Below are 14,401 nucleotides of genomic sequence, written 5' to 3'. Positions count from 1 at the left end.
GGATCAAAGTAAGCACAATTGAGGTGAAGAAATGATACAAAAATCAATTCCGAGTCTTTTTACCATCGGTAACCTGATGCTTGGAATGTTTGGTATCATGATGGCGTTTGACGGCAAACACAGCATGGCCGCTATCATGGTGATTATTGCTATGCTGCTCGACGGGCTGGATGGGCGTGTTGCGCGCGCGCTTAAATGTGAAAGTGAGTTTGGCAAGGAGCTGGACTCCCTGTCCGATGTCGTTTCTTTTGGAGTGGCACCGGCGGTAATTGTATATCTTACCAGTCTGCAGAGCGTCAGCCCTGCACTTGGCTGGACAGTAACGGCGATTTTCCCTGTATTCGGGGCGCTTCGTCTGGCACGGTTTAATGTCCGTCCGGGAATTCCCGGATATTTTGTTGGTCTGCCTATCCCGGCTGCCGGTGGCGTTCTGGCCACGCTGGCTCTGTTCAATAAAGATCTGTCCGCACCATTTATGATTGTTGTTACCCTGCTCTTATCTTATCTGATGGTCAGCACAGTGAAATATCCTAATTTCAAAAAAGTCGGCTTGCCCAAAAAAGCGGTGATCGGTGCGCCGATTGTGATTGTGCTGGCAGTAGCTATTGCAGTTATATTCCCTGAACAGATTGCCAAGATGATATTCGTGCTGCTGGCGCTGTATGCCCTGTACGGATTCAAGCAGAATATTGACCGCCTGACGGCACGCCGCCGCCACCGCCGCAGAAGACGTTCGGAAGACAAGGTGTACCATTCCAAGAACGGCTAAGATTTAGCTGTTTTTATCACAAAAAGGCTTTGCATCCCTGAGAAATCAGTGGAGGCAAAGCCTTTTGCTGTTGAACGGAAAAGAGCCAGCGGAGGTGCAGCCAGCCGGGATTAAGATAAATTGAACAGTCCGAGCGTTGCGCATTTCTGCGACTCCTTCTCTACAACCTCGTCCATATTAATGCCAAGCAGGTTGCAAAGAGCGGACATATAGAACAGTTCACGGCCGAGTTCCGAGGCAATCACCTCGCGGCAGTTCTCGCACGGCTGGCCTTCCAAATGGGTTCCCGCGAGTTCCTTGGCCTGTTCCAGTCCTAGGGCAGGCTCGAATACCTGCTTGGTGGCATGCAGCTGGATGCAGCCGCATTCCGTGATAGCCTTGACGACGGCACGATTGACGGATGCGCTGCTCTGCCCGTTTTTGGACATGACATCGAGCAGACTGCGGTGACGGAGCAGCAGTTCGGAGACTTGATCCTGAAAGGCCTGTAAACTTGGTGCGCTCATTTTCCATTCACCCCTGGCTTTTTGATTGAGTTCATTATATGCGAGTCCCTTCCTCTTTTCAACGGGAATAGGAGTTCCTGGTAACCCTTACATAAGCGGTAACTTTGTCCTGCAGAAAAAATAATGCAGCCTGCGATTATCGTTCTGAAAATTGGAACATACTGGGGAGGTATAGATCATTTAAGGATGGATAAAAGGAGGTGCGTAAGGTGATGTGGAAAAAAGTTGTCTTGACACTTGCCGGCTTAGGCGGAGCCTGGTCCGGTTATTCGCTATACCATACGGCAGAAAGAGGATTCCCGGCAGGAATGGGGAAGCTTGAGGCAGGTTTGCCTGTGGAGGGAAGCATTGTATTTGCGCTGCTGGGAGCTATTATCTTTTTGTTTGCAGGGACTTTATGTGCGGATTGGGCAGGTTCAAAGCTGCGGGAAGCGGTCATGTACTGCTCGCGGATCCCGATGAATGAATTAGCCGCAGGTGCCGCAGGATTGACGGGAGGACTGCTGCTGTCCCTGCTGCTCTATCCGGCCATGGGTTGGCTGGGCAAAGCGGGGGAACTGCTCCAGGTAGCTGCGACCCTGTCTCTCGGATATATGGGGCTTAAAATCGGACTCGAAAAGAAGGATGAACTGGCTTCATTATGGACCACCGGACGCTGGGGACAGGCGGCAGAACCGGAAGGACGCGGGATGGAAGAACATAAGATTCTCGACACCAGCGTTATTATTGACGGACGGATCGCCGACATCTGCAAAACAGGATTCATTGAGGGTACAATTGTCATTCCGGAATTCGTGCTCGAGGAGCTGCAGCACATTGCGGATTCCTCCGATCTGCTCAAGCGCAACCGCGGGCGGCGGGGGCTGGACATTCTCAACAAGATCCAGAAGGAGCTTGATGTAAAAGTACTCATCTATGAAGGGGATTTTGAGGAAATCTCCGAGGTGGACAGCAAGCTGGTCAAGCTCGCAAAGGTTCTGCATGGTAAAGTGGTCACCAATGACTTCAATCTCAACAAGGTATGTGAGCTGCAGGGGGTGTCCGTGCTGAATATCAATGATCTGGCCAATGCGGTGAAGCCGGTTGTTCTGCCGGGTGAAGAAATTATTGTACAGGTCATCAAGGACGGTAAGGAGCATGGACAGGGCGTTGCTTATCTGGATGACGGAACGATGATTGTCGTTGAGGGCGGACGGGAGTATATCGGCACAACGATGGAGGTACTGGTAACAAGTGTGCTGCAGACGTCTGCCGGCCGGATGATTTTTGCCAAACCTAAGCTTCTGGAAAAGGCCCAGTAGACCTGAAAAGTTCCTCCAAGCGCGATATGGGTTGGAAATGCCGTCCAAACACGTTATGATGGGGATATACGTGAAGGACAGGAGCCTAGAAGAATGTCAAACAGTGTAGGCGCCGTGATTGTGGCGGCAGGTAGAGGAACGCGCATGGGAACGGCGGAGAGCAAGCAATATTTGCTGCTGCAGAACAAACCGATCATTGTTCATACTCTGGAGGTATTCCAGCGGCACGAGCTGATCTCCGAAATTGTGCTGGTCACCGGACGTGAAGACCTGGAGCGCTGCCGGGAATGGATACAAGCCTACAAGCTGGATAAGGTGAAGGCTGTTATTCCCGGCGGTTCCGAGCGCCAGCATTCCGTGCATCTGGGGCTGAAGGAACTGACGGCCAATTGGGTAATGGTACATGACGGTGTCCGGCCGTTTGTAGCGGGCAGTGAGATTACAGCCTGTTACGAGGCGGCCAGGGAGACAGGGGCATCCGTGCTTGCTGTGCCGGTAAAAGATACGATCAAGCAGGTGGACAGCACAGGAAAAGTACTGTCTACGCCGGATCGGCGAAGTCTGTGGGCGATTCAGACCCCGCAGACTTTTCGTCTGTCCGACCTGCTTGCTGCGTACGGGGCAGCCGAGCGGGACGGTTTTCTCGGCACTGATGACTCCAGTCTGGCGGAGCGCAGCGGAATTCCGGTTACTGTGGTAGAAGGAAGCTACAGGAATATTAAGATCACCACGCCGGAGGATCTCGATTTTGCAGAGTTTACAGAAAGAAACAGGGGAGAGGGTTAGACATGATAGCTGTAGGACAAGGCTTTGACGTACACCAGCTTGTAGAGGGAAGACCGTGCATTATTGGCGGAGTTACCATTCCCTATGAAAAAGGGCTGCTGGGGCACTCCGATGCGGATGTGCTGCTGCATGCGGTTAGCGATGCGATTCTGGGAGCGCTGGGGCTCGGGGATATCGGCAGACATTTCCCTGATACGGACCCTGCCTTTAAGGACGCGGACAGCCTGAAGCTGCTGGAGCATGTATGGGCGCTCGCCCGTGAACGCGGGTATAAGCTGGGAAATATTGATTCTACTATTATTGCACAGAAGCCGAAGATGGCCCCTTATATCCCGGAAATGACTGAGATTATCGCCCGGGCACTGGAAGCAGACCTATCCAAGGTTAATGTAAAAGCGACTACCACCGAGAAGCTCGGCTTTGCCGGACGCGGTGAAGGAATTGCGGCACAATCTATTGTCTGCCTGATCCAAGATGTGATATCATCGTGAGATGGCTGGAACGGCCTGATTCTTTATTTTAACCATTTTGAAGCGGAGGGAATACAATGGCTGATCAAGTCCGGGTGCGCTACGCACCGAGCCCTACGGGACATTTACATATCGGAAATGCCAGAACGGCATTGTTCAATTATCTGTTTGCCCGCAATCTGGGCGGAAAATTCATTATCCGGATTGAAGATACAGACGTCAAACGCAATGTGGCCGGCGGGGAAGAAAGCCAGCTGAAGTACCTGAAATGGCTTGGTGTGGACTGGGATGAAAGCGTGGATGTCGGAGGGGAATACGGCCCGTACCGCCAGACTGAACGTCTTGATCTGTACCGCATATACTGGCAGGATCTGATTGACCGCGGTCTTGCTTACCGCTGTTACTGCACGGAAGAGGAGCTGGAAGCAGAGCGTGAGGAACAGACCGCCCGCGGTGAAACCCCGCGTTATTCCGGCAAGCACCGTGATCTGACCGAGGAGCAGCGCCTGGCTTTTGAAGGTGAGGGACGTGTTGCCAGCATCCGTTTCCGGGTGCCGGAAGACCGCACGTACACCTTTGACGATATCGTTAAAGGCAGCATCTCGTTCAACACCAAGGAAATGGGCGACTTTGTCATCGTGAAGAAGGACGGGATTCCGACTTATAACTTCGCGGTTGCCATTGACGATCATCTGATGGAAATCTCCCATGTCCTGCGCGGGGAAGACCATATTTCCAATACGCCGCGCCAGCTGATGATCTATGAAGCCCTTGGCTGGGAGCCGCCATTGTTCGGACATATGACGCTGATTGTCGGCGATGACCACAAAAAGCTGAGCAAGCGCAACGAATCTATCATTCAGTTCATTGAGCAGTATGACCAGCTTGGTTATCTGCCGGAAGCCTTGTTCAATTTCATCTCCCTCCTCGGCTGGTCACCGGAAGGTGAAGAAGAAATCTTCAGCCGGGAAGAGCTGATTTCAATCTTTACGGCTGACCGCCTCTCCAAGAGCCCGGCTGTATTTGATACGAATAAGCTGGCTCACCTGAACAATCACTATATCAAGAATGCTGATCCGAAACGGATTGCGCTGCTTGCCATTCCTCACCTGCAGAAAGCGGGAAGACTGCCGGCAGAGCTTAGCGGGGAGCAGCAGGCCTGGGCGGAAAGCCTTGTAGCGCTGTATCAGGAGCAGATGACCTCCGCTTCGGATATTGTCGAGCTGTCTGCCATGTTCTTCCGCAGCCATGTGGAGCTTGAGACGGAAGCGGCACAAATCCTGGCGGAGAGCCAGGTGCCGGAAGTTCTCTCTGCATTCCTGGCCAAGGTTGAAGCAGCAGAAGAATTTACAGCTGCCAACATGGCGGTTCTGATCAAGGAAGTACAAAAAGAGACAGGACATAAGGGCAAAGCGCTGTTTATGCCGATCCGTGTCGCCTTGACCGGACAGACGCATGGCCGTGATCTCAATATCACGATTGCCCTTCTGGGCCGCAACCGTGTCATCGAACGTCTGAAATCACAAATCAAAGGGGCATAGGCTGCAGCTTTGCAGTGCGAATTCCCTTGTCAGTACGGTGTCTTTTCGCTAATATAGAAGAATATTATAAGAGCTGTGATCAGGAAAAGTACGCGTATACGGGCAATTGCCAGAGAGAATAACCGCTAAGGAGTCTCCTTACAGGCTGGGAGTTATTCATTTGTCCGCCGCTGAACATGCGCCTGTGAGCTGCATGGTTGAGCGCTCCCGCAGGAAGGGACGTTAGACTGTGCCGGGACGTTGCCGTTAACAACGCCAAGAGGGATGGAAAAACAGGCCGGCCGGGTTCGTGCACGGCTGCCTTATCAGCCATCCAAGCAGAGTGGAACCGCGGTTACACGCCTCTGCAGCATCATGCTGCAGGGGCGTTTTTTGTTGAGGGATACAGGGGAGAATACCTTCCTTTTGCGCACCTGTTAACAGGAGGCGGGGGGAGTGAAGAAGAGGGGAACCGTGATGTTTAAGCATATCAAGTCGGATATCAGGGCAGTATTCGACAACGATCCTGCAGCCCGCAGCAGATTCGAGGTTGTGTTTACCTATGCCGGACTTCACGCAATTTGGGGGCACAGGATCGCCCACTCTTTTTACAAACGCCGCTGGTTTACTCTGGCGCGTATCGTTTCCCAGTTCAGCAGGTTCATGACCGGAGTGGAGATTCATCCCGGGGCTACAATCGGCAGCAGACTGTTTATAGACCACGGGATGGGCATTGTTATCGGTGAAACCTGTGAGATCGGTGATGATGTTATTATCTATCAGGGGGTTACCCTAGGCGGTACCGGTAAGGAAAAAGGAAAGCGTCATCCTACCATCGGCAATAATGTAGTTATCGGTTCAGGAGCCAAAGTACTGGGATCGTTCCGGATCGGCGATAATTGCAATATCGGCTCCAATGCAGTTGTGCTGCGTGAAGTCCCGGACAACAGCACCGTAGTAGGTAATCCCGGCCGTGTCGTCAAGCGCAACGGGGAACGGGTATCCGACCGGCTGGATCATACCAAAATGCCGGATCCGCTGGTTGATTCCCTGCGTTTTCTGCAGAAGGAAATTGAGGAAATCAGGGAACGCCTCGGAGGCGAAGACAAGCAAAAGGCCGAGCAGCGGCGTCTGGAGAGTCAGCAGTATATTGACTATGAAATATAAGCTTAACGGAATTCCTTGGGAATCCGTAAGACAACAGAAAGGATTGGAAAACAACATGGCTTTGCAAATCTACAATACAATGACCCGCAGCAAGGAGGCTTTTGTGCCCCAGGAGCCCGGCAAGGTAAAAATGTACGTATGCGGACCAACCGTCTACGGCTATATGCATATTGGAAACGCAAGACCGGTTATCGTATTTGATACAGTCCGCAACTATCTGGAACAGACCGGTAATGAGGTCCGTTATCTGACGAACTTTACAGATGTGGATGATAAAATGATCCGCAAGGCAGAGGAGATGAACATTACCGTAGCGGATGTCGCTGAAATGTTCATTGCCGCCTACCAGGAGGATCTGCAAGGTCTCGGGGTGAAGCCGGCAACGATGAATCCGCGGGTTACGCAAAGCATGGATATGATTATTGAGTTCATCAAGGAGCTTGAAGAAAAAGGCTACGCCTATGAAAGCGGCGGAGATGTCTATTACCGTACAGGGAAATTTGCCGATTACGGCAAGCTGTCACGCCAGAATCTGGAGGAGCTACAGTTCGGTATCCGGGTGGAAGTGGATTCCCGTAAGGAGAAGCCGGAGGATTTCGTGCTGTGGAAGGCAGCCAAGCCGGGTGAAGTTCATTGGCACAGCCCATGGGGAGAAGGGCGTCCGGGCTGGCATATTGAGTGTTCCGCAATGGTGCGCGAGTATCTGGGGGAGACGATCGACATTCACGGCGGCGGACAGGACCTGCAGTTCCCGCATCATGAATGCGAATGCGCACAGACAGAGGCGCTGACCGGCAAGCCGCTGTCGAATTATTGGATGCATAACGGATTCCTCAACATCGGAGACGAGAAAATGTCGAAATCGCTGGGTAACGGACTGCTTGTGAAGGATATCCGCCAGCGTTTTAAAGCAGGGGCGATCCGTTACTTCATGCTGTCCACCCATTACCGTAATCCGCTGAACTTCTCGGAAGAGGCTCTGATGTCTGCCGAGAAAAGCGCTGAACGGATCGCTCTGGCAGAGAGCAATTTGAAACACCGGCTGGAGCTTGCCCCTGAAGGTGTACAAGGCGAAGCAAGCAGTGCGGTTGCGGAGCGGCTTGCAGCAATAACCGGCAACTTTCACGCCAAAATGCAGGATGACTTTAATACCCCTGATGCGATTACCGCTGTTTTTGACTGGGTAAACCTTGCTAATCAGACGCTGGCGAACAACGAAACGGCTTCTGCCGACTTTGCAGCGCTGCTGAAAGCTTTTGCCGTAATGAATAATGTGCTGGGCCTGGTTCCTGAACAGGAAGAAGAGATTGCCAGTGAAGAAGTGGAGCGCCTGATTGCTGAGCGGGCAGAGGCACGCAAGAATAAGAACTGGGCACGTTCCGATGAAATCCGCGATGAGCTGGGCAGCCTAGGCATTCTGCTGGAGGATACTCCTCAGGGAATGCGGTGGCGCCGTAAATGAGCGGGGAGTTTCGTTTAGAAGAGGCCTGGTTTCCGTATGAACCATCCAAGCCAGCCCGGCTGCTCCCGCCGATTGTCCTGGCGTATGCAGGAGACGCCATCTATGAGGTGGCGGTACGCCAATACCTGATATCGCTGCCGAATATCCGGCCGAACCATCTGCACCGGACCGCCACGGGGCTGGTCTCAGCCAAGGCGCAGAGCACGATTCTGGCTTTTCTGGAACCCGTGCTGACCGAGGAGGAGAAGGATGTGGCCCGCCAGGGGCGCAACGCCAAGTCAGGCTCAATCCCCAAAAATGCCGATGTGCTCGAATACCGGCATGCCACCGCTTTTGAATGTCTGATCGGATATTTGTATTACACGGGACAGCAGGCAAGAATACAGAAGCTAGTACATGACAGCATTGAGTATATGATGAACCGGGCCAAATAAGGCTGTGATGGTTACAAAACAGGAGGCACGACTATGGAAGATTATAAGACTGAGGAAGAAGTACTGGCCGGCAAGCATTCGGTGCTCGAAGCGCTTCGCGCCGGCCGTACACTCAACAAGATCTGGGTAGCCGAAACGGCGCAAAAGCATCTGACCGCCCCGATTATCGCCGAGGCACGAAAAGCGGGGATTGTCATTCAGCATGTAGACAAACGGAAGCTGGATCAGCTGGCACCGGGAGTGCAGCATCAGGGAGTGGTTGCGCAGGCTGCGCCGTTTGCTTATGTTGAAGTGTCCGATATTCTGGCTGCCGCTGAAGCGAAAGGTGAACCGCCGTTTTTGATTTTGCTGGATGAGATTGAAGATCCGCATAATCTGGGCTCCATTCTGCGGACTGCTGATTGCACGGGGGTTCACGGGGTAATTGTGCCCAAACGGCGTTCCGCGCAGATTACAGCTACAGTATCCAAGACCTCTGCCGGAGCAGTGGAATATGTTCCGGTTGCGAGGGTGACGAATCTCGGCCAGACGATAGACCGTCTTAAGGAGCTCGGCGTCTGGGTAGTCGGTACAGATGTGGACACGAATGAAAACCTGTATGAGTCGGATATTTTTACCGGCCCGGTAGCTGTGGTAATCGGCAATGAGAACAAAGGAATGGGCCGGCTGATCCGGGAAAAATGCGATGTGCTGCTGAAGCTTCCGATGGCCGGAAGAATCAATTCCCTCAATGCTTCGGTTGCCGCAGGGGTTATTATGTACGAGGTGCTGCGCCGCCGGCATCAGCAGGGATAGTTATGGCTGACTGGCGGGATGTGCTGCTTGTGGACGGATACAACATGATCGGCGGCTGGCCGGAACTTACGGCACTCTCGCAGACGGGCATGCAGGAAGCACGCGACCGGCTGCTGGATCTGCTGGCTGATTATCAGGCATTCTCCGGGCGGCGCGTCATTGCCGTGTTCGATGCTTACCGTGTGCCGGGACTCGGCCGGTCGTTTGTCCAGGGCAAGGTGCAGGTGTTTTTCACCAAGGAAAAAGAGACTGCTGATGAATGCATCGAACGGCTGGTAGGGGAATTCAGCCACCGCCGCCGGCAGATCTACGTGGCTACCAGCGATTTTGTGGAGCAGCACGTCATTTTTGCCCAAGGGGCGCTGCGGATTTCGGCCAGAGAGCTGCGGCTAGAAATTGAGGAGAACCAGAAGCAGGTCAAAAAAGCAATTGAACCGGAGAGCATCAGCTCCAAGCGCCATTCTCTGGAGGAAAAGCTGCCGCCGGAAATGCGTAAGCGGTTAGAGGACTGGAGACGGCAATAAAAGTGCCGTGATATTCGGTAATTCGCGGGCAAATGCCATAAAATGTTATTGAAGATTGTTTTTGGACAATAACCGTTGACGATGGAAGGTAACATAATATATACTTGTCCTATATTTTAGCAAAGTAACGATGTGTCTTGCGTTGCAGCCGGGGGGATTCTTGGTGAGTGTCGACCTCAAGGAATTAATGCTGTCCGAGTATGATTTCATAAGCGATGAAGAAATTGTCGAGATCTTCCGTGGTGGCGACAGTGGCGCATTGGAGCATCTTATTAACAAGTACCGCAATTTCGTTCGTGCCAAGGCCCGCTCCTATTTTCTGATCGGCGCGGATCGTGAAGATATCGTGCAGGAAGGCATGATTGGACTTTATAAGGCAATCCGCGACTTTAAGGGTGACAAGCTGTCATCGTTCAAGGCATTTGCCGAACTCTGCATTACCCGTCAGATTATAACCGCCATTAAGACGGCTACCCGTCAGAAGCATATTCCGCTCAATTCTTATGTATCTCTGGACAAGCCTATATATGATGAGGATTCAGACCGTACGCTCATGGATGTCATCTGCGGTACACAGGTGCTTGATCCTGAGGAACTGATTATTAACCAGGAAGAATTTATCGGCCTGGAGGATAAGATGGCTGAAATTCTGAGTGATCTGGAACGCAAGGTTCTGATGCTCTATCTGGATGGACGGTCCTATCAGGAGATTGCGGAAGATTTGAAGCGGCATGTAAAGTCTATTGACAATGCGCTGCAGCGGGTGAAACGGAAATTGGAAAGATATCTGGAAGTGCGTGACAATTGATGATATAATGGACTAGAAAGGCTCGGACATCGAGTCTTTTTTTTAGTGCTTTGCTAGAATTTTATATCATGAAGCAGAAAAAAATCCGGCTGCCGTTGGGGCAGGTTTATACTTAGCCGGAATGCTCCATAATGTTAAGAAGCGCAAATCGAGAGAGACGGCGATCTGCATGGAAAAGGCAAGGCTCGTAAACGACGTTTGTCACACGGCTTTAACACCCGAAATTACCCAGTGCGATGGGGGAAATCTTTCGTTGACACGAGGCTTGGCATTATGCTAAAGTGTTTTAGGTAGGCCTAAATTCGCGGGTTTTTTTTAGGATCAATTTTGCGTCTTCTAATTTAACAGTTAGAAGTACGTCTTCGGGAGGTGCATATCATGCGGGTAATTATCACTTTGGCTTGTACAAGTTGCAAACAAAGAAACTATGCGACAACCAAAAACAAGCGAAATCACCCCGACCGCTTGGAGATGAAGAAATTTTGCAAGTTCTGTAACGAGCAAACTCCTCATCGCGAAACCAGATAGTTTTTGGAGGTGTAGTCGGCGTGAAACGTAGTTTTAAGTCTTTGTTTTCCTTTTTCACTGAGAGCTGGAGCGAGCTTAAGAAGGTTCGCTGGCCTAGCCGTAAAGAGCTGAAAAACTATTCAATGATCGTTTTCGGTACTATTGTAGTTATCGCTGTTTACTTCTGGGTTCTGGACATCATCATTTCCGCTGTAATTGAAGCGATTATTTAGAGAGGTCCAAGGTGGCTTGGTATGGAAAAAAGATGGTATGTTGTTCATACCTATTCCGGGTATGAGAATAAGGTTAAGGCCAATTTGGAAAAACGCGTTGAGTCCATGGGCATGGAAGACAAAATATTCCGCGTTCTTGTTCCTATGGAAGAAGAGCTGGTAAACAAGGATGGCAAGAAAAAAACTGTCATGCGTAAAGTTTACCCTGGTTATGTTTTAGTCGAAATGGTTCAGACTGATGATTCTTGGTATGTTGTCCGCAATACGCCGGGCGTTACCGGATTTGTCGGTTCGACAGGTTCCGGGTCCAAGCCTACCGCTTTGCTTCCGGAAGAGGTTGAGCAAATTCTGAAGCATATGGGCATGGTTGAACCTAAAGCGAAGATTGATTTCGAAATCAAGGAATCCGTACGTATTATGGTCGGTCCCTTTGCGAATTTTGTGGGCTCCGTGGAAGAAATTTTGGCTGACAAGAGCAAGATCAAGGTACACGTCAACATGTTTGGACGGGAAACCCCGCTGGAGTTGGATTTCACTCAAGTGGAGAAAATATAACAGTAGTAAGGGTTTCTTGTGGGAGAACGCATTATGTCGTTCGAATACCACTATTTTTGCAAGGAGGTGTCACTAATGGCTAAAAAAGTTATCAAAATGGTGAAACTGCAGATTCCTGCAGGGAAAGCGAATCCAGCGCCTCCAGTAGGTCCGGCGTTAGGTCAAGCAGGTGTCAACATCATGGCATTCTGTAAGGAATTCAACGCTCGTACAGCTGACCAGGCTGGTCTGATCATCCCGGTTGAAATTACAGTGTTTGAAGACCGTTCCTTTACTTTCATCACTAAAACTCCTCCGGCTGCCGTTCTGCTTCGCATTGCTGCTAAAGTAGAAAAAGGATCCGGTGAACCAAACAAGAAAAAAGTAGCGAAAATCGGCCGCGCAGCGGTTCGTGAAATCGCCGAAACAAAAATGCCTGACCTGAACGCTGCATCTGTTGAAGCTGCAATGCGTATGGTTGAAGGTACTGCCCGCAGTATGGGTATCACTATCGAAGACTAATAAGTATTCGGTACAACGGTCATTCATGACCGCAATATGTGGGAGGAATTTCCGCTAACACCACAAAGGAGGAACATTTTCATGGCTAAACATGGTAAGAAATACCAAGAATCTGCTAAGCTGATCAACAGCGAAGCAACTTACGAGCCTTCAGAAGCTGTAGAGCTTGTGAAAAAGGCGGCAACTGCCAAGTTCGACGAAACCGTTGAAGCAGCAGTTCGTCTGGGTGTAGACCCGCGTAAACAAGACCAAGCTGTTCGTGGTGTTGTTGTCCTGCCTCACGGCACTGGTAAAACACAACGCGTGCTTGTATTTGCAAAAGGTGAAAAAGCGAAAGAGGCAGAAGCTGCTGGCGCGGATTATGTTGGCGATCAAGATATGATCAACAAAATCCAACAAGGCTGGTTTGAATTTGATGTCTGCGTAGCTACACCTGACATGATGAGTGAAGTCGGTAAACTGGGACGTCTGCTCGGTGGTAAAGGCCTCATGCCTAACCCTAAAGCCGGCACCGTTACTTTCGACGTTACCAAGGCTGTGCAAGAAATCAAAGCCGGTAAAATCGAATACCGTCTCGACAAAGCGGGTCAAATTCACGCGCCTATCGGCAAAGTGTCTTTCAACCCTGAACAACTGAACGAGAACCTTAAAGCTCTTATCGATGCTTTGAACCGTGCGAAACCGGCTGCTGCTAAAGGTGTATACCTTAAGGGCATCGCGATTTCTTCCACTATGGGACCAAGCGCTCGCGTGAGCACAGCTGCTTACAGATAATTAGGGGTTGACTCCTGGAGTTATCTCTGATAATCTATAACAGTTGTAAATATTAAGGTGATCATTCTTGAACTTGAATATGCTTACCGTAGACAGTAGGTGCCGCAAGGCTTAATTTCCTACCGAGGTGTTGTGATAGAAATAAGAAGTGCCAGGCGACGCCTGTGACTTTCCTTTTATCAAGCCTTCGTGATTCTGCGGAGGCTTTTCTAATGCCTGCGTAGGAACGGCGGGGATTCATTCGAGGAAACGCCGTCACATAAATTTTCAGGAGGTGTACACAATTGGCAAATGCAAAAGTAATCCAAGCTAAACAGGATGCGGTTGATGTTGTTACCGGCAAACTGCAAAACAGTGTTTCTACTGTTGTTGCTGACTACCGCGGATTGAACGTTTCGCAAGTAACTGAACTGCGTAAGCAGCTTCGTGAAGCTGGCGTTGAATTTCAAGTCCTGAAGAACACATTGCTTCGCCGCGCAACTGCTGCGGCTGAGCTGACTGAACTGGACGCAGTTCTGACTGGTCCTACAGCTGTTGCATTCAGTGAAACTGATGCAGTAGTAGCTGCCAAGATTCTGAACGACTTCGCTAAGAAGAATGACGCTCTGAAGCTTAAAGGCGGCGTAGTAGAAGGCCGTGTTGTGGACGAAGACCAAATCAAGGCACTGGCAGAACTTCCTTCCCGCGAAGGTTTGCTCTCCATGCTGCTTAGCGTGCTTCAAGCTCCAATGCGCAACTTCGCGCTTGCAGTTAAAGCAGTCGCTGAGAAAGAAGAGCAAAGCGCGTAAGCCTTTGACTCTGGCATCATAACAAGAACACAAACAAATTTAATTATAAAATGGAGGTTCAACCATGAGTAAAGAAGCAATCTTGGAAGCAATTAAAGGCATGAGCGTACTGGAACTGAACGACCTGGTTAAAGCAATCGAAGAAGAATTCGGCGTAACTGCTGCAGCTCCAGTTGCAGTAGGCGGCGGCGCTGCTGCTGCAGTTGCTGAAGAGCAATCCGAATTTGACGTGGTATTGACAAGCGCTGGCGCTTCCAAAATCAACGTTATCAAAATCGTTCGCGAAATCACAGGCCTGGGCTTGAAAGAAGCTAAAGACCTCGTAGACAACGCACCAAAACCAATCAAAGAAAAAGTAAGCAAAGAAGATGCCGAAGCTACCAAAGCAAAATTGGAAGAAGCAGGCGCAGCTGTAGAAGTAAAATAGTTCTTTGCTATAAGGTAATGCCCCGGAAGGAAGGTCTTCCTTCCGGTTTATGCAACCCCCTTGAACTTGTTCAA

At 50.6% G+C, this 14,401-nt stretch carries 19 protein-coding genes and 1 other annotated feature; of the genes, 18 read left to right on the top strand and 1 reads right to left on the bottom strand.

The genetic code is table 11. The features are described 5' to 3' along the window. Positions 1-31: 31 nt before the first annotated feature. Entirely contained in the window at positions 32-769 is a 738-nt protein-coding gene (pssA, locus tag C2I18_RS09565; RefSeq protein ID WP_249900960.1) for a CDP-diacylglycerol--serine O-phosphatidyltransferase, read from the top strand. A gap of 110 nt (positions 770-879) precedes the next feature. Here the strand turns inward: pssA and C2I18_RS09560 are convergent, their stop codons facing one another. Continuing rightward, on the bottom strand, positions 880-1,275 hold the full coding sequence (locus tag C2I18_RS09560; RefSeq protein WP_249900959.1) for a nucleoside triphosphate pyrophosphohydrolase family protein: 396 nt from the start codon (positions 1,273-1,275) through the stop codon (positions 880-882). A gap of 212 nt (positions 1,276-1,487) precedes the next feature. Between C2I18_RS09560 and C2I18_RS09555 the strand changes: the two genes are divergently transcribed. The 17 genes from C2I18_RS09555 to rplL all read left to right on the top strand — a co-directional run bounded on the left by C2I18_RS09555 (position 1,488) and on the right by rplL (position 14,327). Beyond that, positions 1,488-2,576 carry a PIN/TRAM domain-containing protein gene (locus C2I18_RS09555; protein WP_249902061.1) on the top strand — a complete coding sequence of 363 codons (1,089 nt, stop codon included), beginning with the start codon at positions 1,488-1,490 and terminating at the stop codon, positions 2,574-2,576. Between the two features lie 93 nt (positions 2,577-2,669). Then, positions 2,670-3,362 (top strand): 2-C-methyl-D-erythritol 4-phosphate cytidylyltransferase, encoded by a 693-nt coding sequence (gene ispD / locus C2I18_RS09550; protein WP_249900958.1) that lies wholly within the window; start codon positions 2,670-2,672, stop codon positions 3,360-3,362. A gap of 2 nt (positions 3,363-3,364) precedes the next feature. Continuing rightward, a complete protein-coding gene (gene ispF, locus C2I18_RS09545; RefSeq protein ID WP_249900957.1) occupies positions 3,365-3,853 on the top strand; it encodes a 2-C-methyl-D-erythritol 2,4-cyclodiphosphate synthase in 489 nt (162 codons plus the stop codon). 56 nt (positions 3,854-3,909) lie between these two features. Continuing rightward, positions 3,910-5,373: a glutamate--tRNA ligase gene (gltX, locus tag C2I18_RS09540; RefSeq protein WP_249900956.1), complete on the top strand. Its 1,464-nt coding sequence runs from the start codon at positions 3,910-3,912 to the stop codon at positions 5,371-5,373. Positions 5,374-5,829: 456 nt separating this feature from the next. Beyond that, on the top strand, positions 5,830-6,519 hold the full coding sequence (cysE, locus tag C2I18_RS09535; protein WP_249902060.1) for a serine O-acetyltransferase: 690 nt from the start codon (positions 5,830-5,832) through the stop codon (positions 6,517-6,519). 55 nt (positions 6,520-6,574) lie between these two features. After that, entirely contained in the window at positions 6,575-7,981 is a 1,407-nt protein-coding gene (gene cysS / locus C2I18_RS09530; RefSeq protein ID WP_249900955.1) for a cysteine--tRNA ligase, read from the top strand. Next, on the top strand, positions 7,978-8,415 hold the full coding sequence (locus C2I18_RS09525) for a Mini-ribonuclease 3 (RefSeq protein ID WP_249900954.1): 438 nt from the start codon (positions 7,978-7,980) through the stop codon (positions 8,413-8,415). The genes cysS and C2I18_RS09525 overlap by 4 nt, the downstream gene beginning before the upstream one ends. A 33-nt stretch (positions 8,416-8,448) precedes the next feature. Continuing rightward, positions 8,449-9,210 (top strand): 23S rRNA (guanosine(2251)-2'-O)-methyltransferase RlmB, encoded by a 762-nt coding sequence (gene rlmB, locus C2I18_RS09520; protein ID WP_249900953.1) that lies wholly within the window; start codon positions 8,449-8,451, stop codon positions 9,208-9,210. Positions 9,211-9,212: 2 nt separating this feature from the next. Then, on the top strand, positions 9,213-9,734 hold the full coding sequence (locus C2I18_RS09515; RefSeq protein WP_249900952.1) for an NYN domain-containing protein: 522 nt from the start codon (positions 9,213-9,215) through the stop codon (positions 9,732-9,734). 163 nt (positions 9,735-9,897) lie between these two features. After that, positions 9,898-10,542, top strand: a complete 645-nt coding sequence (sigH, locus tag C2I18_RS09510) for an RNA polymerase sporulation sigma factor SigH (protein WP_020427086.1) — start codon at positions 9,898-9,900, stop codon at positions 10,540-10,542. 378 nt (positions 10,543-10,920) lie between these two features. Further along, positions 10,921-11,070, top strand: a complete 150-nt coding sequence (gene rpmG, locus C2I18_RS09505) for a 50S ribosomal protein L33 (protein WP_074086515.1) — start codon at positions 10,921-10,923, stop codon at positions 11,068-11,070. Between the two features lie 20 nt (positions 11,071-11,090). Next, on the top strand, positions 11,091-11,282 hold the full coding sequence (gene secE / locus C2I18_RS09500; protein WP_249900951.1) for a preprotein translocase subunit SecE: 192 nt from the start codon (positions 11,091-11,093) through the stop codon (positions 11,280-11,282). 21 nt (positions 11,283-11,303) lie between these two features. Further along, positions 11,304-11,837, top strand: a complete 534-nt coding sequence (gene nusG / locus C2I18_RS09495) for a transcription termination/antitermination protein NusG (RefSeq protein ID WP_020427084.1) — start codon at positions 11,304-11,306, stop codon at positions 11,835-11,837. A gap of 75 nt (positions 11,838-11,912) precedes the next feature. Further along, a complete protein-coding gene (rplK, locus tag C2I18_RS09490) occupies positions 11,913-12,338 on the top strand; it encodes a 50S ribosomal protein L11 (protein ID WP_042131235.1) in 426 nt (141 codons plus the stop codon). 81 nt (positions 12,339-12,419) lie between these two features. Next, on the top strand, positions 12,420-13,112 hold the full coding sequence (gene rplA, locus C2I18_RS09485; protein WP_249900950.1) for a 50S ribosomal protein L1: 693 nt from the start codon (positions 12,420-12,422) through the stop codon (positions 13,110-13,112). A 68-nt stretch (positions 13,113-13,180) separates the two neighbouring features. Beyond that, positions 13,181-13,332: a sequence feature (ribosomal protein L10 leader region), on the top strand. A 64-nt stretch (positions 13,333-13,396) separates the two neighbouring features. Next, a complete protein-coding gene (rplJ, locus tag C2I18_RS09480) occupies positions 13,397-13,900 on the top strand; it encodes a 50S ribosomal protein L10 (protein ID WP_249900949.1) in 504 nt (167 codons plus the stop codon). A 64-nt stretch (positions 13,901-13,964) separates the two neighbouring features. Continuing rightward, on the top strand, positions 13,965-14,327 hold the full coding sequence (rplL, locus tag C2I18_RS09475; protein WP_249900948.1) for a 50S ribosomal protein L7/L12: 363 nt from the start codon (positions 13,965-13,967) through the stop codon (positions 14,325-14,327). Positions 14,328-14,401 lie beyond the last annotated feature (74 nt).

The sequence above is a fragment of the Paenibacillus sp. PK3_47 genome, from assembly GCF_023520895.1.
Lineage (GTDB): Bacteria > Bacillota > Bacilli > Paenibacillales > Paenibacillaceae > Paenibacillus_AQ.
Note: the sequence above shows the minus strand (reverse complement) of the source record. Positions and strands in the feature narration are given on the sequence as shown.

Excerpts from the sequence above, each read along its gene's own strand:
- C2I18_RS09555 (WP_249902061.1), top strand. The coding sequence starts at position 1,488 with ATGTGGAAAAAAGTTGTCTTGACACTTGCCGGCTTAGGCGGAGCCTGG.
- rplL (WP_249900948.1), top strand. The coding sequence starts at position 13,965 with ATGAGTAAAGAAGCAATCTTGGAAGCAATTAAAGGCATGAGCGTACTG.
- rplA (WP_249900950.1), top strand. The coding sequence starts at position 12,420 with ATGGCTAAACATGGTAAGAAATACCAAGAATCTGCTAAGCTGATCAAC.
- C2I18_RS09560 (WP_249900959.1), bottom strand. The coding sequence starts at position 1,275 with ATGAGCGCACCAAGTTTACAGGCCTTTCAGGATCAAGTCTCCGAACTG.
- C2I18_RS09525 (WP_249900954.1), top strand. The coding sequence starts at position 7,978 with ATGAGCGGGGAGTTTCGTTTAGAAGAGGCCTGGTTTCCGTATGAACCA.
- gltX (WP_249900956.1), top strand. The coding sequence starts at position 3,910 with ATGGCTGATCAAGTCCGGGTGCGCTACGCACCGAGCCCTACGGGACAT.
- rpmG (WP_074086515.1), top strand. The coding sequence starts at position 10,921 with ATGCGGGTAATTATCACTTTGGCTTGTACAAGTTGCAAACAAAGAAAC.
- ispF (WP_249900957.1), top strand. The coding sequence starts at position 3,365 with ATGATAGCTGTAGGACAAGGCTTTGACGTACACCAGCTTGTAGAGGGA.
- C2I18_RS09515 (WP_249900952.1), top strand. The coding sequence starts at position 9,213 with ATGGCTGACTGGCGGGATGTGCTGCTTGTGGACGGATACAACATGATC.
- ispD (WP_249900958.1), top strand. The coding sequence starts at position 2,670 with ATGTCAAACAGTGTAGGCGCCGTGATTGTGGCGGCAGGTAGAGGAACG.
- cysE (WP_249902060.1), top strand. The coding sequence starts at position 5,830 with ATGTTTAAGCATATCAAGTCGGATATCAGGGCAGTATTCGACAACGAT.
- nusG (WP_020427084.1), top strand. The coding sequence starts at position 11,304 with ATGGAAAAAAGATGGTATGTTGTTCATACCTATTCCGGGTATGAGAAT.
- rlmB (WP_249900953.1), top strand. The coding sequence starts at position 8,449 with ATGGAAGATTATAAGACTGAGGAAGAAGTACTGGCCGGCAAGCATTCG.
- pssA (WP_249900960.1), top strand. The coding sequence starts at position 32 with ATGATACAAAAATCAATTCCGAGTCTTTTTACCATCGGTAACCTGATG.
- rplK (WP_042131235.1), top strand. The coding sequence starts at position 11,913 with ATGGCTAAAAAAGTTATCAAAATGGTGAAACTGCAGATTCCTGCAGGG.
- cysS (WP_249900955.1), top strand. The coding sequence starts at position 6,575 with ATGGCTTTGCAAATCTACAATACAATGACCCGCAGCAAGGAGGCTTTT.